Annotated in this window: 21 protein-coding genes; 8 read left to right on the top strand and 13 right to left on the bottom strand. The window is 38.7% G+C overall.

The features are described 5' to 3' along the window. Positions 1-21 precede the first annotated feature (21 nt). The 5 genes from SYJ56_RS19875 to SYJ56_RS19855 are packed head-to-tail and all read left to right on the top strand — an operon-like array spanning position 22 to position 4,932. Entirely contained in the window at positions 22-735 is a 714-nt protein-coding gene (locus SYJ56_RS19875) for an esterase family protein (protein ID WP_323837216.1), read from the top strand. A gap of 26 nt (positions 736-761) precedes the next feature. Then, entirely contained in the window at positions 762-1,718 is a 957-nt protein-coding gene (locus SYJ56_RS19870) for an ATP-grasp domain-containing protein (protein WP_323837215.1), read from the top strand. Between the two features lie 23 nt (positions 1,719-1,741). Beyond that, on the top strand, positions 1,742-2,860 hold the full coding sequence (locus SYJ56_RS19865) for a carboxylate-amine ligase (protein ID WP_323837214.1): 1,119 nt from the start codon (positions 1,742-1,744) through the stop codon (positions 2,858-2,860). A 44-nt stretch (positions 2,861-2,904) separates the two neighbouring features. Continuing rightward, the gene (locus tag SYJ56_RS19860; RefSeq protein ID WP_323837213.1) at positions 2,905-3,735 is read left to right on the top strand and encodes a type 1 glutamine amidotransferase; all 831 of its coding nucleotides are present in this window, start codon (positions 2,905-2,907) and stop codon (positions 3,733-3,735) included. 6 nt (positions 3,736-3,741) lie between these two features. Beyond that, a complete protein-coding gene (locus SYJ56_RS19855; RefSeq protein ID WP_323837212.1) occupies positions 3,742-4,932 on the top strand; it encodes a hypothetical protein in 1,191 nt (396 codons plus the stop codon). A 214-nt stretch (positions 4,933-5,146) separates the two neighbouring features. Here SYJ56_RS19855 and pyrE read toward each other — a convergent pair whose 3' ends face one another. Further along, on the bottom strand, positions 5,147-5,791 hold the full coding sequence (gene pyrE, locus SYJ56_RS19850) for an orotate phosphoribosyltransferase (protein WP_323837211.1): 645 nt from the start codon (positions 5,789-5,791) through the stop codon (positions 5,147-5,149). A 99-nt stretch (positions 5,792-5,890) separates the two neighbouring features. Here pyrE and SYJ56_RS19845 point away from each other — a divergent pair, with 99 nt between their 5' ends. Then, entirely contained in the window at positions 5,891-6,577 is a 687-nt protein-coding gene (locus SYJ56_RS19845; protein ID WP_323837209.1) for an NUDIX hydrolase, read from the top strand. Here the strand turns inward: SYJ56_RS19845 and coaD are convergent. The 4 genes from coaD to SYJ56_RS19825 form a co-directional block, all read right to left on the bottom strand. Then, positions 6,565-7,020, bottom strand: a complete 456-nt coding sequence (gene coaD / locus SYJ56_RS19840; RefSeq protein WP_323837208.1) for a pantetheine-phosphate adenylyltransferase — start codon at positions 7,018-7,020, stop codon at positions 6,565-6,567. The genes SYJ56_RS19845 and coaD overlap by 13 nt on opposite strands. Positions 7,021-7,141: 121 nt before the next feature. Further along, complete coding sequence (locus tag SYJ56_RS19835) at positions 7,142-7,960, bottom strand: DUF3822 family protein (protein WP_323837207.1); 819 nt, start codon at positions 7,958-7,960, stop codon at positions 7,142-7,144. A gap of 11 nt (positions 7,961-7,971) precedes the next feature. Then, on the bottom strand, positions 7,972-8,553 hold the full coding sequence (locus SYJ56_RS19830; RefSeq protein WP_323837206.1) for a hypothetical protein: 582 nt from the start codon (positions 8,551-8,553) through the stop codon (positions 7,972-7,974). Between the two features lie 49 nt (positions 8,554-8,602). After that, entirely contained in the window at positions 8,603-9,112 is a 510-nt protein-coding gene (locus tag SYJ56_RS19825) for an NUDIX hydrolase (protein WP_323837205.1), read from the bottom strand. Between the two features lie 14 nt (positions 9,113-9,126). Here SYJ56_RS19825 and SYJ56_RS19820 point away from each other — a divergent pair, with 14 nt between their 5' ends. Beyond that, positions 9,127-10,590, top strand: a complete 1,464-nt coding sequence (locus SYJ56_RS19820) for an ATP-dependent DNA helicase (protein ID WP_323837204.1) — start codon at positions 9,127-9,129, stop codon at positions 10,588-10,590. 138 nt (positions 10,591-10,728) lie between these two features. Continuing rightward, the gene (locus SYJ56_RS19815; protein ID WP_323837202.1) at positions 10,729-11,124 is read left to right on the top strand and encodes a DUF1573 domain-containing protein; all 396 of its coding nucleotides are present in this window, start codon (positions 10,729-10,731) and stop codon (positions 11,122-11,124) included. Positions 11,125-11,503: 379 nt separating this feature from the next. Here SYJ56_RS19815 and SYJ56_RS19810 read toward each other — a convergent pair whose 3' ends face one another. From SYJ56_RS19810 to SYJ56_RS19775, 8 genes are all read right to left on the bottom strand, one after another. Continuing rightward, a complete protein-coding gene (locus tag SYJ56_RS19810; protein WP_323837200.1) occupies positions 11,504-13,195 on the bottom strand; it encodes a potassium channel family protein in 1,692 nt (563 codons plus the stop codon). A gap of 531 nt (positions 13,196-13,726) precedes the next feature. Then, positions 13,727-14,455: an ankyrin repeat domain-containing protein gene (locus tag SYJ56_RS19805; RefSeq protein ID WP_323837198.1), complete on the bottom strand. Its 729-nt coding sequence runs from the start codon at positions 14,453-14,455 to the stop codon at positions 13,727-13,729. Positions 14,456-14,880: 425 nt separating this feature from the next. Then, positions 14,881-15,249: a hypothetical protein gene (locus SYJ56_RS19800; protein ID WP_323837196.1), complete on the bottom strand. Its 369-nt coding sequence runs from the start codon at positions 15,247-15,249 to the stop codon at positions 14,881-14,883. A 77-nt stretch (positions 15,250-15,326) separates the two neighbouring features. After that, positions 15,327-16,175 (bottom strand): alpha/beta fold hydrolase, encoded by an 849-nt coding sequence (locus tag SYJ56_RS19795; protein WP_323837194.1) that lies wholly within the window; start codon positions 16,173-16,175, stop codon positions 15,327-15,329. A 117-nt stretch (positions 16,176-16,292) separates the two neighbouring features. After that, complete coding sequence (locus SYJ56_RS19790; RefSeq protein WP_323837192.1) at positions 16,293-17,282, bottom strand: proline iminopeptidase-family hydrolase; 990 nt, start codon at positions 17,280-17,282, stop codon at positions 16,293-16,295. 122 nt (positions 17,283-17,404) lie between these two features. Next, positions 17,405-18,919 carry an alpha-amylase gene (locus SYJ56_RS19785; RefSeq protein WP_323837190.1) on the bottom strand — a complete coding sequence of 505 codons (1,515 nt, stop codon included), beginning with the start codon at positions 18,917-18,919 and terminating at the stop codon, positions 17,405-17,407. 655 nt (positions 18,920-19,574) lie between these two features. Beyond that, on the bottom strand, positions 19,575-20,324 hold the full coding sequence (locus tag SYJ56_RS19780; RefSeq protein WP_323837188.1) for a hypothetical protein: 750 nt from the start codon (positions 20,322-20,324) through the stop codon (positions 19,575-19,577). Continuing rightward, the coding region (locus tag SYJ56_RS19775) for a hypothetical protein (RefSeq protein WP_323837186.1) at positions 20,290-20,474 on the bottom strand (185 nt) is incomplete at its 5' end. The genes SYJ56_RS19775 and SYJ56_RS19780, both read right to left, overlap by 35 nt.

The raw sequence follows: 20,474 nt of genomic DNA, 5'->3' as shown, positions 1-20,474 counted from the left end.
CTGTCTGTTGAAATTTTATCTATGAAGGAAGAATATTTGAAATGGTTTTCTCCGCATCTGCAGCGGGATGTAGAAATGTTAGTTTTTGGTCATGCGGGTTATCCTGTAGTTGTTTTCCCTACATCCAAAGGCTCGTTCCATGAAAATCGCGACATGGGGCTCGTGAAATCTGCCCAATGGTATATTGATCAGGGACTTATAAAAATTTATTGTCCTATAAGTAATGATGCTGATAGTTTTTACAATAAGAATATTCATCCTCATCAGCGTATTCAGCATCATGTAGCCTATGACAAAATGATTTGCCAAGAGATCGTGGAGCGCATCCGATTAAACACAGCAGTGGCAAAAGTGGTGGTAGCTGGATGCAGTTTTGGTGGGTATCATGCAGCTAATTTCGCTTTTAGACATCCTGGATACGTAAGCCACATGTTTAGCATGTCTGGTGCATTTGACATTAGGAACTTTATGGATGGCTATCAACACGATGATATCTATTACAACAACCCACTTGAGTATTTGCCAGGTCTTCACGACCAGGAACTTTGGAAAATGGATATTGTCTTAGGAACGTCAAACTGGGATATCTGCTTCGATGCCAATATCAAGCTTCACGAAACTCTCAAGGCAAAAAATGTGAGTCACTGGTTTGATGTGCGTCAGAATCGTAAGCATGATTGGGATGTTTGGAAGGAAATGTTTCCACATTACCTCAGCAGAATTAAGTTTAATTAGAACCACTTATTATCAATTATAAACAGATGAAAAAAATAGGAATACTTTTCGGGATGGAGGATACTTTTCCTCAGGCTTTTATTGACAGAGTAAATCAGAAAGCCGAAAAAGGAATCATCGCAGAAGCGGTGCAAATTGATAAAGTGATTCAGAATCAGTTGACAGAATATGCCGTCATTATTGACAGGATCTCGCAGGATGTGCCTTTCTACAGAGCGTATTTAAAAAATGCCGCTTTGACCGGTACCGCAGTCATCAATAATCCATTTTGGTGGAGCGCAGATGATAAGTTTTTCAATAATGCATTGGCTGATAAATTGGGCGTACCACTACCCAAAACAGTGATTTTGCCATCTGCAAAGCATCCTGATGACACCTCTTCTAAGTCATTTAGAAATCTTGTAGCTCCTTTGGATTGGGAAGGGATATTTGAATATGTTGGCTTTCCGGCGTATATGAAACCCTATGCAGGTGGAGGTTGGAAGAACGTATATCGTCTGGAGGATAAGGCAGAGTTTTTCAGAACCCACCCTGAGACTGGACAGCTTGTGATGATGCTTCAGGAAGAAATTGTTTTTGAAGAGTATTTCAGAGTTTATTGTCTGGGTGGTAAAGCTGTGAAAATCATGCCTTACGAACCAAGAAATCCTCACCACTTGCGCTATGTAGTAGATGGGCCACCTTCATCCAAGAAGTTACTTGCCACGGTTAAGGATTATACCATTCGTCTTTGTGAAGGACTAGGGTATGATTTTAATACGGTAGAATTTGCAGTGAAAGACGGTATTCCTTATGCGATTGATTTTGGAAATCCTGCCCCAGATGCGGATGTGAATTCTGTAGGAGCGGAGAATTTTGAGTGGGTAGTGGAGGAAGCTGCGAAAATGGCAATTAGCTATGCAAAAGCCCAGAAACCCGGAAAAATGAATCTATCCTGGGGTACATTTATCAAAGATGCAGCAAGCAGTTCCAAGAGGTTTTAAAATTTTTAGCTTAACGAATTACCATGGCTTCATCCCTGAAAAAGCTCCCGAAATTTACGCTAGGCGTAGAAGAAGAATATCAGATTATAGATCCTGAAACCAGAGATCTTCGCTCACACATGTCAAAAATTGTGGAGGGTGGAAAAATTACACTCAAAGAGCAAGTGAAAGCTGAAATGCATCAATCAGTGGTGGAAGTGGGTACCAACGTCTGTGAAAATGTGGCTCAGGCAAGAAAGGAAGTTTCGTATCTTCGGAATAAAATCTCTGAATTGGCGGCTAACCAGAATTTATTGGTAGGAGCTGCTAGTACGCACCCATTTGCAAGATGGCAAGATCAGGAAATTACGGACGATCCCAGGTATCATACTATCGTAGATGAATTAAAAGACATTGCGAGATCCAACCTGATTTTTGGACTTCATGTCCATGTCGGAATTGATAATAGGGACGTTGCGCTTCAGCTGATGAACCAAGCTTGCTACTTTCTTCCTCATATTTATGCGTTGACCACTAATTCACCTTTTTGGGAAGGAAGGAATACTGGGTTTAAAGCATTTAGAGCTAAGATTTTTGCCAAATTCCCGAGAACTGGATTGCCGGAGTATTTTGATTCGGTTCAGTCCTATGATAATTTTTTGGAGACACTAGTAAAAACAAACTGCATAGATAATCCAAAAAAAATATGGTGGGATCTTAGAATTCATCCATTCTTTAGTACGATAGAATTCCGAATCTGTGATATGTGTCTTACAGTCGATGAGACTACTTGTATTGTAGCTTTAATCCAGGCTGTCGTAGCCAAATTGTACAGACTTCTTCTTAGTAACACCAGTTTTAATATTTATCGAATTGCCTTGATTCGTGAAAACAAGTTCCGTGCAGCACGAAATGGGATTGAAGGGAAGCTGATAGATTTTGGCAGAAAAATAGAAGTGCCTACGACAGAGCTTATCATGGAATTGCTGGATTTTGTGGATGATGTAGTTGATGAATTGGATAGTAGGAAAGAAATTGATTATGTCCATCAAATACTGAAAAATGGAACAGGAGCAGACCAACAATTAGCCGTATTTGAGAAAACTCAGGATCTGAAAAAAGTAGTGGATATGATCACTTCAAAGTTTACAGAGGGGATTTAAGCGCTTTCATTACCTTTGCGGTTCGAAAATTAACAATTGGCAACGTGGGAAAGAAAAAATTGAACTTGGCGATCTTGGATATGTATGATGGCGAGCCAAATCAGGGGATGCGTTGTATTAAAGACATCGTGGCTAGATTTGAAAGCCAGTTAAGCTACAAGGTGTTTGATGTGAGAGGCAAAGCCGAAATCCCTGAAATCCGGGATTATGACCTATTTATATCAACCGGGGGACCAGGAAATCCCATGGATGGTGATGGTTATTGGGATTTAAAATATTTTGATTTTTTGGATCAAATTTGGATCTGGAATCAAAATCATAATCATAAGAAATACATTCTCTTCATTTGTCATTCTTTCCAGATGGCATGTAGGCATTTCGGACTGGGAACCTTGACTAAAAGAATATCTACCTCATTTGGAGTGATGTCAGTTCACAGGACAGCTGATGGACACAAGGATTCCTTGCTACAGAACTTGGACAATCCTTTTTGGGCGATAGACTCGAGAGATTATCAAGTAGTGCGGCCTGATTTGAAGAAGTTCAAACTATTGGGAGCCAAAATCATCGCTCTGGAAAAGATCCGTGACCATGTAGAATACGAGCGTGCAATTATGGCAATCCGATTTTCCCCAGAAATGGTGGGAACACAGTTCCATCCAGAAGCAGATCCTGTAAGTTTTCTGGCACATTTGAAAAAAGCTGAGGTTAAAGAGAAAATTATTGCGTCCAAGGGTAAAATCAAGTTTAGAAAGATGCTTGAGAATTTGACAGATGAGGACAAAATATACAAGACGAATGAAACGTTGATTCCGAATTTTCTTGAGCAATCCATCCTAAACGTAAAAGCTTCCAAATCGCTTACCTTAATTTAATGCATTATGATTGAATCCCGCAGAGCTCAGTTCAATAAGGAATTTTCTGTAGAGAAATATCAGGCTTTCCTTGATGACATAGCTGCGGACTTCAATTATGCCCCTACTTTCAGAGTAGCAGAAACTCCCTTTTTCATTCCTAAGGAGCTGAAAAAACAGTTGGAAGAAGCATGTGATGAGGTATGTAATTTCATCAAAAAGCCAGAATTCAAAAAGATCACTCAGCGGGCAATTGATCTGAATACTGCTGTGCCGAATGAAGATGCCCATACCCAGTTTATGGCGATAGATTTTGGTATCTGTGAGGAAAATGGAAGGATTGTACCAAAGCTCATCGAGGTTCAGGGCTTTCCAACTATCTTTAATTTTCAGTTTAATCTTTTTCGAAAGATTCAAAAACAGTATCCTTTTATTTCAGAATTGACGCCCTATTTATCAGAGATGGATGAAGAGGCTTATTTGAAGCAACTTAAGGAAGTGGTGCTGAATGGACATGACCCTGAGGAAGTGGTTCTGTTGGAAATTGAGCCGGAAAAGCAGAATACTAAAATTGACTTTTACTACTGTCATAGAGATGTGGGTATTCCAATCGTCTGTGTCACCGATGTAATAAAAGAGGGAGAGCAACTTTTTTATCTAAATCTAGCTGGAGATAGAATCCAGATCAAGCGAATTTATAATCGGGTGATTTTTGATGAACTTGATCTTCGGCAGGATTTGAAGCTGCAGTTCAATTTTGAAGAAAACATGGACGTGGAGTGGGCAGGACATCCGAATTGGTACACCAGGATTTCAAAGTTTATTTTACCTTATCTACAGGGGCAATATTTTATAGAAACCACCCTATTAAGTGAAATAACCGAAATACCTGAGGATTTGGAGAATTATGTCTTAAAGCCTTTATTTTCTTTTTCAGGTTCAGGGGTGATTTTCAATGTAAAAAAAGCTGATATAGAAGCTGTGAAAGATAAGGATCTATATATTCTCCAGAAGAAAGTGACTTATGCTCCCGTGATCCAGTCTCCTGACGGAAAAGTGAAAGTAGAAGTCAGGATTCTTGCGCTGTGGCCAGAAGCAGATGAGAAACCAACGATGGTGGGGAATCTGGTAAGACTGAGCCGAGGGGAAATGATTGGAGTGAAATTCAACAAAGACAAAGACTGGGTAGGAGGGTCTATAGGACTTTTTGAAAAGTAAGACTTGTGATTAGCAGCAATGATGTCAGTTACCTTGTTTTCTTTGCTTTATTGGCAGGAAGACCGAAGACAGAAGACCGAAGTCACATTGAACATTAGAGTCACCAAATTCTTTGTCGCTTTAGACTTTTACTATTAGCAAATACACCTAAATAGCATATTATAATACAACAAAGGCAGCGAAAATTCACTGCCTTTCGTTGTATTTAGTAGACCTATTGTTTCCAGATTGCCGGGTTTTTCCTCCATTCCGAAAGAGATCCCAGCGTGTCGTCGTTGATATATTTTCTCCGAACTGCCATTGGAAGCATCGCTTCATAATGACTTAGGCATACAAGCCTTACACCTGCTTTTTCGAAGTTTTGAGCAGCCACATCGAATCCATAGCTGAAAATGGCAACCATACCCAGCACTTCAAATCCGGCGTCAAGTAAGTCCTGAGTGGCTTTGAGCGAACTTCCTCCAGTAGAGACTAGATCTTCGACCACAACCACCTTTTGGCCTTTTACAACCTGGCCTTCGATCATATTTTCCATTCCATGGCCTTTAGCCTTGGATCGTACATAGATAAATGGAAGATCAAGATCATTGGCAAGCAAGGCTCCCTGAGGAATTCCGGCAGTAGCTACCCCTGCGATTGCTTCTACATTTGGAAAATAATGCTGAATGCTTCTGATCAATTGCTCTTTGATCATTGTCCGCACCTTAGGAAAAGACAGGGAAAGTCTGTTGTCACAGTATATTGGTGATTTCCAGCCAGAAGCCCAGGTGAAGGGCTTTTCAGGTTGAAGTCTAATTGCTTGAATCTCCAATAATTTATCTGCTACTTCAGCAGCTACATTCACATCTAAAATTTCCATAAACCAAAAATAATAGATTAACGCTGCCTAAGGGTGTAGCAAGTGAAAAAAAATATGCACTTTTGACTTATTCCAACCACGCCAAATCTTTGATTCAATATGAGAATCTTCGTGAATGACAAACCATTCGACCTGATAAGCTACGAGGAACTGAACCCTTCGAAGACTTATGATTCTGTATATGAGCAGCAAGAAGACTTGCCTCCTCATTTACCATGGAAAGATGATATTCTATTTCATGAGCCTTCTCATGATCTGATTATTCGTCTGCTGTATCTGCTACGTACCCGAAAACTGAAGGACCTGGACTCGATTACTTTGGTCAGTAAGGATAAGGCTGCTTTGAAAAAGTTTGTGAAAAGTCGCTTTTCTATCATAAAGGCTGCCGGTGGGGTAGTTGCTAAAAAGGATAAGTTACTGCTGATTTTCCGGCTTGGAAAATGGGATTTTCCAAAAGGGAAATTCGATAAGGGGGAGACTCCAAAGCAATGTGCTGTTCGTGAAGTGGAAGAAGAATGCGCCATAAAAGTGAAAGCGGGCAACCCAATCTGCAATACTTGGCATACCTACACGCAGGACAGAAAAAGTATCCTAAAGAAGACGTATTGGTTTGAGATGGATTGTATCAATGATGCTCAGATGACCCCGCAGAAAGAAGAGGGTATTGAGGATATCAGATGGTTTTATGAGGGGGACGCAAAAATCGCTTTAATCAATTCCTATCCATCGATGCGTTATCTCTTTAAGCATTACATCAAGAGCCATCTGAAACCTCAGATATTATAAGGAAGGAATTCTTCCACATCTCCTCCAAAACGATGTACCTCACGGATAATAGTGGAGCTGATCGCTGCATATCTTGGTGAAGTAATCAGGAACACAGTTTCCAATTCGGCATTTAAATAACGATTCATCTGGCTGATGGTGTTCTCGTATTCAAAATCAGTAGTATTTCTCAATCCTCTGATCAGAAACTGGGCATTGTGCTTTTTAGCTAGGGTAGAGGTTAGTTCGTTGTAAACGATGACTTTGACTCTAGGTGTATTTTCGTATACACTTTCTACTTTAGCCACCATATCATCGATCTCAAAGTACCTGGATTTCTTGGTGGAATTGTAACCAATCCCAATAATCACCTCATCAAATAAATTCAGACTCCTCATCACAATATCGTGGTGTCCGAGGGTATATGGGTCGAATGAGCCAGGGAAAATGGCAATTTTTTTCATCTGTTGTGTTGTTAATCAAGGGTCGCACCTGACTGCCGTCAGGCAGGTGGAACCTTTAATGACCAAATTAATCATTGCCATGTGTATTTGGTGATTAGTTTGGTCATTTTGGTTTCATAGGTTAATCAAATTGCCAATTGGTCTCAAATAGATTAACTGACTTCAAATGTTTGAATCCATGGGTGAAATTCTGATTGGCATGTGGAGTCAATAGACGAAAATGGTGAAAGTATCCCTTTCCCCAATCCTCAGTAATCCCATTTTCTTCAGTTGCTCCAAAAAGACTGACCCGCGCATGATTTCGATCAAATTTCAACTGCTCGATGAGAATCAACGCATATTTCAGAATATCCTCTTTGGAGTCAATAGAGAAGATGTTGAATACAGCCAGTTCCTGATTTGAAAATGCTGCTGCATAGATTTGATTTCCAAATATGCTGATCAGAATTTCTTGTCCAATAAGATTAAACCGTTCCTTGAACAAATAAGACAGGAATGAAACCGACCCATGATGGAATGTTAACTCTGAAAAACGGGCTTCAAGTGATTTCTTTAGCTTACTGGAGATACCAGAAAGTACCTGCAGATTGTTGCTGTCCAGAGGGGTATTGAAATAGCTGGTATTGGCTTTCTGCTCGCTCGCAAATGACAAGTAGGATGCTTCTTGCCCAGGCTGAAATAAAACTCCCGGAACCAGACAGAAATCAGGTTGGTGGAGATAGATTTTGGCAGGGACGTCATTTTTCAATAAATGATCTGATATCACCAATTGCTCTAAAGATGCCCAATCGAAATTAATGTATTCGTGAATACAAATATTGGTCTGGTTATTATCCTTCGCAAAAATGAATAGAGAATCTGGATACAAAAAAAGTGATAGGCTCGCTGCGTCTTCCACATCAAACCTATCACTTTTAAATACTTTAAGGTTACTTTCCAAAATAGGAGGTTTTATTTCCAGTTACCCTCGGTAGAGGCATCTGTTCTTGAACCTACTTTTAAGGCTTTTTCGTTGTTATTCAATCTTCTTTTTGGATTGATTGGAGCAGGATCTCTGATCTCAAATACGGAGATTTCATAAGAATTTCTCTCTACTTTATCTGCGAAGAATTCAAACTGCTTTCCTCCAGAACCTGGGACTACCACAAGACCATCAAGATTGAAGTCAGGATATTTTCTTTCGTTAAACAAAGAATCGATTACTGGCACAGAACCAAGTGTATCGAACTCTACAGTAGTTTCTTCCGCACCGTAATCAAGGATTTTAGTGGTCTCTGTTCTTTGGATGAGCCAGATCTGTCCATTTTGGATAAATGATTTCAATTCATTCCAGTTCTCGGCATATCTTCCGTTAGAAGCTTGAAATGCCAATTCTGCGTCTCTGAGCATCTGCAACTTTTCGATGATAGCTGCTTCTACAAGTGCGATTCTTTTTTCGTCCTCAACTACGTCTTCAACACCTTTCCAGAGAAGGTAGCCTAGACCAATTGCCACTACTAAGAAGACCAGGGATAGTACTTTTGATAAATTCATTTGCTAAAATTTTAAGAATCTGGGTAAGGTTGATGGTTATTAATTTGTGCTATTTTAGAGAATTATTTCCAAATTTAAAATATCCTCGCAACAATACTAAGTCCTCAAGGGATTTAATTCCCCAAAAGATTTGATGAAGGGCTTCATTAGGCAATGATCGGATTTCATTTATGCTCATCCATTTGACTTCCTCTAGTATTTGAGAGTCTGGATAAAGCTCTGGATCCGTACCTAGTGATAAATTTCCTCCGGTTTTTTCCACACAAAAGAAATGTTCCATCGCATGAAGTGGCGCAGCAAGGTATTCGTAGACGAAAAGATACTCTTTTACTTCTATATCTAGGCTAGTTTCTTCAGAAAACTCTCGTTTTAAATTTTCTGAAGCGCTCTGGCCAAAATGCATTCCACCACCTGGAACTGACCACATAATCTTCCCATTTCCCATTAAATGTTTGATCATCAGGATTTTTTCATCTTCGATGAGAATACCATTTACACGTGATCTGAGATGATTTCCGAATTTAGCTTCGATTTCCTTGCTGATTTTGTCTTTAGGCATTTACATTCGTTTGTATGAGTAAAGATAATGAGTCATTGCTGAGGCCTTCGGCATTGCTGGGTAAATATTTTCCATTTGAGCCTACATCAGGACAAGCTGCTTTTTTCTCCAAAATGGATTGCTTTCTCCTTATGGAGCCGGAGAAAAAGCCGACGTTCGTCCTGCGTGGCTATGCGGGTACGGGTAAGACCTCTGTTATCTCAGCATTAGTGAAAGCTCTCCCCAAATTGTCTATGCGCTCATTATTATTGGCTCCCACAGGACGAGCTGCCAAAGTGATGAGTAATTATAGCGGACGTGCTGCTTATACCATTCACAAGATTATCTACAAGCCAAAAGCTGAAGATGGGAGTTTGGGAGGTGGTTTTATTCTACAAAAGAATTATTACAAGGACACCGTCTTTATAATCGATGAATCATCCATGCTGGCTGATGACGGTGGGATGTCAGGCAATTTGCTTGGGGATTTGATCAGCTTTGTTTTTCATGGACAGAATAACCGGTTAATCTTAGTAGGGGATACCGCCCAGCTTCCGCCTGTGGGAAGTGAATTTAGCCCTGCCCTCGAAGCTGATTACTTGTTGAGACATTTCCGATTGGATGCAGACTTTATTGAATTGACCGAGGTGATGCGGCAGCGCTTGGAATCAGGTATTCTTTATAATGCTACCAACCTGAGGTATCAATTGCAGCAGGAGAAGCAAGAAATTAAGATCAGTACCAATCAGTTCAAAGATACCTTCAAAATGACCGGAGAGCGACTGGAGGATGGCCTGAGGTACGCTTACGATAAGTTTCATACTGAGAATACAACTATCATCACCAGATCAAATAAGGCAGCTGTACAATACAATCTATACATCCGACGAACGATCCATTTTTTCGAGGATGAAATCAGCTCAGGGGATTTGTTGATGATAGTGAAGAACAATTACACATATATGGCTGAGTCCGAAAAGGTGAATTTTCTTGCAAATGGCGATATGGCTGAGGTGATGAAAATCCGCTCTTTTGAGGAGTTTTACGGTCTGCGGTTTGCCACACTCGAACTTAGGCTGTTGGACTATCCAGAAGAACCTCATTTTGAGGCAAAAGTGATTCTTGATACGCTTTATTCCCCCAGTCCTTCGCTGACGCGGGATCAATACAGAAGTCTTTACCAGCAAGTGTCGGAAGATTATGCAGATGTAGCAAGTAAAGTGGAACGTAAAGAATTGATCAGGAAAGATCCTTTTCTGAATGCCTTGCAGATCAAATTTGCCTATGCCCTGACTTGTCACAAGGCGCAAGGTGGACAGTGGAAGGCAGTTTTTGTAGACCAGGGTTACTTGCCAGAAAATCAAGTGGATAAGGATTTCACGAGATGGCTTTATACAGCTATAACCAGAGCTACAGAGGAACTTTATTTAGTGAATTTTGCGCCGACTTTCTTTGTTAAGCCAAAGGAAGCAGAGGATTTGGATTTGGATAGTTTTTAGAAACAATAGCTTTAAAAAGTGTTTTTGGCAAGGTATTTTCCATACAATCCCTATTGAAGACATCTATAAAGTATAGAAATCCGTTATTTTGAAGTTGACTCAAAAAGTTGAATATTTGAAAACCAAATAATAATAGCCATGAAAAAATTAGGAGTACTATTTACCGTCTTTGCTTTGGTATTTGCATTCAATGCCAATGCTCAAGAACAAAGTGGTGCAGCTATCACTTTCAAAGAAAAATCAATTGATTTCGGTGACATCACACAAGGAGATAAAGTAGAGCACACATTTGAACTTACAAATACTGGATCGGCACCCTTGATCATTTCAAATGTAGCAGCAACGTGTGGATGTACAGTTCCAAGCTGGCCTAAAGATCCAATTGCTCCAGGTAAATCCTCAGAGATCAAAGTTTCTTTCAATTCAGCAGGTAAAATGGGCAAGCAAAATTCTGTAGTGAGAATTTATTCCAATGCTTCAGAACCGATTGAAAAAGTATCCTTGATTTCCAACGTGCTGCCGAAGACAAAGTAATCAGGTAGTAAAAATCTAGAACAGAGCCTTCCGGAATTTTCGGAAGGCTTTTTTATGCTCTAGTAGGATGTGTAAGATCGGGGAAGGTTGTGGGCTTATAGTACACGAATCAGGCTGTTTGGAGACTGAGTCCGCCACGGATATGGTGAACCTAAAGGCAGGTAGGGCCGAAAACAGTGACGTAGAGGCTGATTTTTAAGTAATTACAGGCCTCAATAGAATTGTTGATGCATATTTTGGGGTTAATCTATTATGTGAATATTCAATTGTTATTTTCAATAATTTATTGAATTAGCACAGATTCCAAAAGTGTCAAAGAAAATTGAGAGCTTTCTTAATTTATGATGATTTCCTCATTATTCCCCCAAGCATTCACTGACTAATTTGATTCATAGATCTTGAAGAACAGATTTTCTGCTTCGACGGTACCGATCAATATAATTTCAGCATCATTTGGTAATACCATGGATGGATCAGGATTGATAGTCATTTCTTCATCGGTTCGAATGGCGATAATGGTACACCCTGTTTCTTGTCGAATGGAGGTTTCTTTGATTTGTTTCCCTATGATTTGTTTGGGGATTTTTACCTTGATAAGGTCGAGGCCCTCCGCTACCATCAGGATATCACTTCTTTGGAGCAAATTCAGAATAGTGTTGGCTCCCAGGGAAGCATAAGAAATTACAAAATCTGCGCCTGCCCGATGCATATTTCCCAAATTCCTTTCCAAAGTTGCGCGGGTAATAATTTGGATATCAGGTCGGATTAATCTGCAGTAAATTGTGAGGTATACATTGACATCATCATCATGGGTGGTAATGATCACACATGGCGAATCCATTATCCCTGCTTCCTGCAGGACTTCAATATCTGAGGCATCTCCAATAATCGTATTTTTCTTATCACTTACCCGAGCACTGTCTTTTTCGACAACCTTGTATTCCAAGTTCCTGGCAGACAATGCCTTCGCGGTAGCCCTGCCTACCCTGCCTCCTCCCAAAATCAAAACGGGAGCATTTAACTCTACTTTTACACCAAATGTCTTGTTGTACAATTCGATCTCATGCTCAGATCCTGCCAATACTAACACAGTGCTTTGAGAAATAAGTGTATCTGGTCTCGCAGTCTGGAAGTTTCCCCGTTCCCAAATACCTACAACACTTACCCCAACTTTTTGTCTCAATGCAGTATCTTTTAAGGAAAGCCCAACCAATGATGATCCGGTCACCAAGGCTTCTGCAATCTGCAAATCCCCAAAACGTCCCACAACATGTGCACAGGCATCTCCGGCATTAGCACGTCTCGAAAGAATTAAGCCCATTGTTTCGCCCAACCGAAGCACATTATTACTTCCTGCCAGTTCCAAAATATCTACTGCCTCTTCGGTATTTGCAGTGGAGATGATGATGACCTCTTTGCTGATTCCCCTTACTGTAAAAGCAACATTGGTGTTGAGTACATCGGATTCGGTGGTCGCTACCAAAGCAGCTTTTTCAACTCTCGCATTTCTATAGGTCTGTGGATCTACCAAATCCCCTAACATCACATTTACCCCCAATTCTCTAAGACGCAGACCTTCGGCAAGATCCGTTACTAAAACAATGTAATGGTATTTAAATCGATCAAGCTTTTTGATCAGCGCTTCAGTAACTGGACCATATCTGGTCAAAATAATGTGTCCCTTCATTTTTTTTGGCAGTTCTCTGGGTACACGGGCTTGTTCCTGTGCTTTCATCCAAGGAGAATAAAAGAAATTGATGAAAGTAAAAGGGAATAAAACCAACAAAAATAACATCCCTGAAAGCAAGACCATTATTGAAAACAAACGGCCCAAATCACTGTTGAAGGTGATATCCCCAAATCCAAGGGTGGACATCACAGTCAGGGTCCAATAGAATCCTGTCAACCATGAAAAGGATTGTCCTTCACTCTGCATCAAAAGATGAAAAATCACCGAGAAAACCGTAATCATACCCGCGAGGATCAGCAAGAAATTAAACAATAACCTAAGGTTTTTTCGGTCAGGTTTATTCTGTAAAAAAAGTGTAATCTGTGCTGTGAGAAACTTCATTCCATTTTGGGTTTTTATGCTGAATAATGCTATTCTAAAATAAATTAACGGAATAATTTAGTCTTCCAGGGATTTACTTCGAATTCAAAAGGGGTGCTTAGTGGGGTTGGCTGATTTTGCCTCATTTTTTTTAATTAAGCGCAACGTGTTTATATAACCGTCAAGTGCTGGTTTTAAATTTACTATTGAAAGTCTTCGTGAATAAAGTCTCTTTGGCCCTATGAATTACAAGCCGCATTTAAGAGAGCCGTAGGAGGGGGCTGAGACCGGTGCTTCGTGGAGTAAGCGTATTACCGTTGAGCAGGGGAAAGCTGTGGACTTATAGCTCAGGGCTGTATCTGCTTAATTTTTATTCTACTAATAAATCCATCCTAATAGGTTGATTATAAGTGTGTTGATTAATGGTTCTGTGAGAGGTTTAGGGGTGATATCCCTTTACCTAGGCGACTGCACCATCATGCATTTTTATTCTTACATTCCTTCTATTTGTTATCTAATTCAGTTAGCTACAAATTATACTTTTAATCGTAATCATTCTCGAATAAATTGTCCAATAAATTTATTTTCCATTCCATTGCCCCATCCATTTCCATGATCACTAATCATTGAAGACATAGTGTTTTTACCGATTTTATGTTCTCCATAACATAATAGTGAAAGTATTTTTGCCGGTCTTAAATGTATACTTCCCCAAGCCAAGGGAGTATCTCCATTAGAATCCCTTTTTTCTTTATCTGCACCACGATCTAACAATAGTCTAATTGTTTCCTCATCAGCATAAGCAGCAGCACGGTGTAAAGGTGTTTCTCCGCATGTTTTAACATCTCTCATAAATGAGCCAGTTTCCAAATTTGGATTGGTGGCAAGGTTTACATCTGCTCCACACTCAAGGAGAAGTCGAACGACATTTTGATAATAAGGACGTCCAGCTTTACAAAGGGCACAGTGTAAAGGAGATTCACTGTTACTTGGATGTTGATAATTTACATCTGCACCTCTCTTTAGCAAAAAATCACAAGTTTTCCAATGTCCAAAAAATGCCGCATCACATAAGTCATTGTTTAGATTTAATGACTTTACATCAAGCCCTTCTTTTTCAACTAACCTGAGTCCAGTTACATCATCATAGAAAATTAACCACTGAAACAGACTTGGCTCATCTGAGATAATTAGTTCTTTCCAATTAGGTAAAGTGAGTAGTTCAAGTACTGTATCGGTTCGCCCACTTGCTATTCTCATAGCGATTTCTTGGCTATTCATGTTTCAAGTGTTTTAATTTAAAATAAAACAAGTTTTGTCAGTATTATGTAAAAGTACAATTCCTTATGGAATAAGGTGCTATTACCCCTGTATAAGTCGTTCAATAAATTATACACATTGTGTTTGCCTTGAATAGTGAATATAGACCAAAAAAATGGTCGTTCCAACGGGTGAAATACGAAGTATTTATAACACCATTATTAGAAATTATTCGTAATTAATGTCCCTTAAGCACTGGGGAATCCCGATTCTCTGGATAGTCTGTCCCAGAATCCACGCATGTTACGTACAGGTTGCAAACAGAGTATACTAGGTCACTAAAGTTAGTAGTCTAACTAAGCTCCAAATTATCTATTCGCGCTTGCAATGTTTACATTCATACTGTTGCCAGCAGTAGGTGTCGCCTGTTAAAATAAACTCACTCCTTATTTTAATTTTTGAAAAGTCAAAATTGTCCCAGATGGTGAGTCATAAAAATTTCCTATTTTTAATTTGTCACCTAACAGTTTGAAGTAATAGTCATTGTATGTATTATAAGTACTTGCTAAAGTCCATTTAATTGATATTTGATCGATTGGTAAAAGCTTGTATTCGTAAAGTCCTGTAAATGTACGTTCCGCTCTTTTTAAAACCATGAATTTCTGACCATTAAGTGTCTCAAAAGACAATGTGTCAGTTTTTGTATTTAATGCTATCCATTCTCCCCTTAAATCAGGTGAATTGACCATATCTAGGTTGTCATTAGTACAACTCAACACTGCCAATACGAAAATTGCTATTAATCCATATTTCATATTGCCCAGGTTTTATTATTAGAAAAATAGTTGTTAAGAAAGGTTGTTTATAGGCGTTTAATCCGTCTCATTATAAGTCAGGGACTATGTTTTTCAATAAATGATAAAACTGTCTTATTGTAATCAAGTGCATTATCTTCATGAGAAATATGAGAAGCACCTTCGATAATTTTTCGTTCAACTTTAGGTAATAATTCCATTAATCTACCCAAAAGGAAATGAAATATTTTTGGAGTGTTTCGTCCAGAAACTAATAATGTTGGAATTTTAATTTCTCTAATTTTATTTATATCTAAGTGCGGAAACCCTGATCCGACAAATTCAGCTTTTATGGCATTGCTGTATACTTGCTCCATTCTTAAATCAGATAAATTTTTATAAGTATCCGAACCAAGTGTAGCTTTCCCAAAAATTTCAATTGCTTTTTTCATATTGCCACTTTTCACCTCCTTAGTTGCGGGTTCAATTCCTTTTACTCCTAATTTAATTAAGGCTATTGCTGTTCTTGGTCTTGAAAAAAGTAATTTCAAAATTTCCAGTGGTTTTGGAGAGTTGCTCACATATAACGTAATAATAGGAGGTTCTGATAAAACCAAACTATTGATTACATGAGGGGATTTCATTGCTAATAACAAACAGATAAAGGCTCCATATGAATGACCTATTAGATGGACAGGAACATTCAGCTTTTTTATCAAAGCTTCTAAATCCTCCATATGTTGATTTATGGAATAATCCTCATGTTCAGATATCTGTTCATTTGGCCAATGGAATCTTCTACTATATGAAATTGTATGGTGGCGTTTACTGAACTCTTCTTGCTGTTTTTGCCATGTTCTGTAATCACTTACTGAGCCATGCACAAATACAACTGTCTCACCCTTTCCTTTTTCGATTAGTTCAAAAACGTAGTCATTTATTTTCATTCTTTAACGATTTAAGGTTGTTAGAATTACAATATCAAAATTGAATACCTCTTTTCTGATTAGGAATTCATTTACTGATGATACTCACCGGTCAGGGATAATGCGTTTTATAGTATTCTATCTATTGTTAGCTGTTATATTAGAGTCCAATTCCGTTAGAAAATCATGTACTACTTTAATATTCTGTTCAGGAGCATCCCAAGTAGTCAAGTGACTTGAATTTGGGAATACTTCGACCTTCGAATTTTTAAATTTTGTAGCCATTTCACGTACGAACGATGGTTGGATTTCATCAAACTCACCAACTGTGAATAAAGTTGGGATATCAATGTCTTGCATTGTATTCAATGCATTGTAATTTTTCAGTGTTCCAGTTATACTGAATTCACTGGGTCCCCACATGAAGTTGTAAATTGATAAGTTGGCAGTGTTAACCATGCTATCCAATTCCATTTCTATTGGATTTTTACCCCATACGTATTTATTATTAAAAGTATTGATTGCCACTTCATAAAGCGGATCATCATATATGCCTGTTGAATCAGCTTGGACAACAGCCTTTTGAAGTGAATCGGGCAACGATTGGAGAAGTTGGTTAGTGCTTTGCTCCCATGCATTTATATCAATACAAGGACTGCCCAAAATCAACGAATTTACCCTAGAAGGATATTTTCTATAATATTCAAAAGCCAAGACAGTACCCCAGGAGTGACCTAATACATGCCACTTCTCAACCTTAAGATGATTCCTTAACGATTCGAGCTCCTCCACGAAATGACTTATAGTGAATAAACTTGTGTCACTTACAAAATCAGATTTTCCAGATCCTAATTGATCGTATCGTATGATCTGACGACTGCTCCCTAATTCCTCCAAAGGTTTAAGATAGAAACTAGAGTATCCAGGACCACCATGTAATAGTACAACAGGTGAGTTAGATCCCTCACCTGAAACTTTATACCAGATACTTCCTCCATCTACTTCCAACTTTCCCTCACCTATGGGGATTGGATTAAATTCTGTTTGGTCACTGCTATTACATGAAACAAGCAAAGTAATCAGACTAACAAGTCCAAAGTAATTCAGGGAATTAATCACATTTTTCATATTTCAATGGGTTTTTTCTCAATAATTATTATAGCAAACGTTTTCGGCTATGTCAAGTGCTGGATTTTGAGGCTACATTCTTATCCTCCTACCGTAGTTTATTAAGGGCAATTTTCTTCATTTTAGTCCTGAAAAACCCATACCGAAACCGAACCTCCATTAACACGGAATGGTGCCCAACCCTCATTATTTACTGTAATAGTTCCATTACTATTTCCCAAAAAATCGTAGAGCATTTTCCCTGCGTATTTTTCACCTATTTTCATCCACTTTGTTGCTTCAGGGCCATTGGTAAGCAGTACACCCATTCCACTGCCAATATGTTCTGCATCCCCCTCTCTGATCCAACCTATTGCGTTTCTATCATCAAAATAATCATATTGATTTCCATAGGCAAATTGTTTTCTTGCAAGCATCAGCTTTTGAATATTGGGTACCACGACAAGGCTTATATGCAAGTTTTTGTCCTCGTATTCCGCGCTATATAGATCGGGGTAAAATACCGATGGGTATCCATCCTTTCTTAATAAGATAATAGCATAGGCCAATGGCTTAAACCACCAATCTACCCAATGTTCCAGTGCTTGGCAGGGTTGGGTGTCATGGTTGTCAACAAGGGTAACTGCCAGGGTCGGGCAGTCTTTTACCAAAGTATTGTCCAGTATGGACCGCATATCATACCCTCCCCAGGGTGTACGTGAAGCGTTATAAAAATTATTTTGCAACGGCGCGTCAAACAATGACATGCATTCTGCGGTGTTTTCAATGTAAAACTTCAGATTATTGACATCGTAACTCCAGTATTCACCCACAAAAAACAAATCAGGATATTCCTTTTTTAAGAATCTAATCCAGTCCCGAAAAAAGCTGAATTGAATGTGCTTCACTGCATCTAGCCTGAAACCATTAACACCGGTAAATTTCAGGAACCACTTAGCCCATCGGGCCAGTTCTGTACGAACCTCCGGACCATTCATATCAATATCAGAAAACATCAGGTAATCATAATTGCCATACTCACCCGATACCAATTTCTCCCAATCCTTGCCTATTCTATTAAATTTGAAGATGCCTTTGGCATGTTGGGGATCCAGATTAGCAGCCCAGTCTACCCCGTCAAAGTGTCGGTAACACCATTTAAAATCAGAATAGGCTTCGGCACGTCCCTCAAATTTAAATTGGGTCCATGCTTCAATCCATAGTTCGTCTTCAATTACAAAATTTCTGTCGTGTTCCGCAACCCGCGAAGCATCCACCCATTCCGTATCATCAGCTCCAGCCTTATGATTAAATATTACGTCAGCATAAATATCAATTCCGTGTGTATGTGCTTTTTGAATGGCGGTTATATATTGATCTTTGGTGCCGTATTTGGTACGGATAGCGCCTTTTTGGTTAAATTCGCCCAGGTCATACAAATCGTATAAATCATATCCAACACTGTATTGTTCATTGATAGTGTTTCCGCCCGGATTGAAGGAATCAGCTTTAAATGCAGGTGGCAACCACAGAGCAGTTACACCCATTTTTGATAAATTTTCGGCTTCGTCCCCAACCCTAACCCATAAGTCGGGATCACTAATCTTATTTCCATAATACCAATGAAAATACTGCATCATTGTTTCATTATTTTTCATATTTTAAAAAATTTAGGTTGGTAGAAAAGTTTAAATATTTAGTCAGATTTGCATACAATAACCCCCAGTCTTTAGTTGCTTTTCGTCCATTAGCGAAGACAGGGCTTACAGGTAGCTTATTTAAAATTATAGAAAGGAATTATATTCTGTAAACTTTACTATAATATTTTTATTAGGTTCAACTTTTTTGACTATTAGTTGAATAGGGCAACTTTTTAAGTTTTGAAAGTCTTTGGAATTATAATTCCATTTTTTTAATGCTGCAATATCAATGGAAAGACCTAAAATACCGCCCTGATCCTGCTAATGCTTACCTGGGTAGTTCCTAGATAGGATCCAAAATAATAGAGCAGACCCCTGTTCATAATGCCTTGATATTTTCTTGCCTTTTCTGATAAGGCCCAACAGATTGAAAAATTTTAAATATTAGGTATATGCCTGCCTGCTGGGTTTATTGCAATTCGTTATTCTTTCTCCAGTTTTAAGAATTAATACATTAGAATTTAATTTTGTTATTTCAAACGCAATTCCATAATAGCTATAAACCATTGGGCTACATACTTGTCCACCTACAAGAATGCTGTAGCGGGAACTGAAAGATAGTAAACTGACGAATACCAGTTATTTTGTGCGTTATGAACTGGCTTTACTATTCTCATAATATCCAGAATTTATCTTTCACATACAGTTCCCACTGCTTTTCAAACTCCACATCAGTCAAACCTAAAGTTGAATTTATATCCCCATTATTTTTTATAAGATCTAAGAGTTTTTCTTTTCCCCATTGATGGACTATAAAATCAATCAAAGTGTAGCCTACATTATAGACTAAATTATTTGGTTCATTTAGTGCCTTTAAGGTAGGAAACCCATCTTTAAGAGACATGTATAAGGAAAACATGTTTAATTGATCTGCTTCATATACGGCAATAGATTCCCATATCCAGCGTGGGTAAATCTCATCAAACCGTTTACCATCTTGAGAATAAAGGCTATCGAAGCCTACAATAGATGAAATTTTTCCACTGCTGATTGCGTCTTGTATAAGGATATTTAAAGTTACGTTATGCGTGAATTCATGAATTGCACCTTTTTCCATGGACATCATCAAACTAAATGGAAAACCTGTATATAATAAATGCAAAGTGTCAACTCCTTTAATTGCTCCATAAGCATCAAAGCCGACTTCACTTCGAAATTCTTCGTTATTTGGATGAATATAAACCTGAACTTTAGGGTGTTTAGGTGCTTGAAGATCCTCTGTTATCCGGTAATAATTTTTTTCTAATTCATTGGAGATCCTTTCTGCATCCCAACTACTGACTTGATGAAAATGAATATTAAAATGATCAGTGGGTAAAGTTTGTTTTTCATCTTTTGTAAAAAATCCCTTGATAAAAATCAAACTTATCTGGAAGATGAGAAACAACCCTATAGCTATAAATGTATGCATCCGACAAAACCATATTGATAGTTGAGTCCTGAATGTATAATGTTGCAGGATGAAAAAGACAAGCAACGAAGCGTACTATTCCCTGTTCTGTAAGTGGCAGGA

Origin of the sequence: Algoriphagus aurantiacus, from assembly GCF_035156405.1 — a bacterium.
GTDB classification, from domain to species: Bacteria; Bacteroidota; Bacteroidia; order Cytophagales; family Cyclobacteriaceae; genus Algoriphagus; species Algoriphagus aurantiacus.
This window is presented reverse-complemented; position numbering and strand designations above follow the sequence as displayed.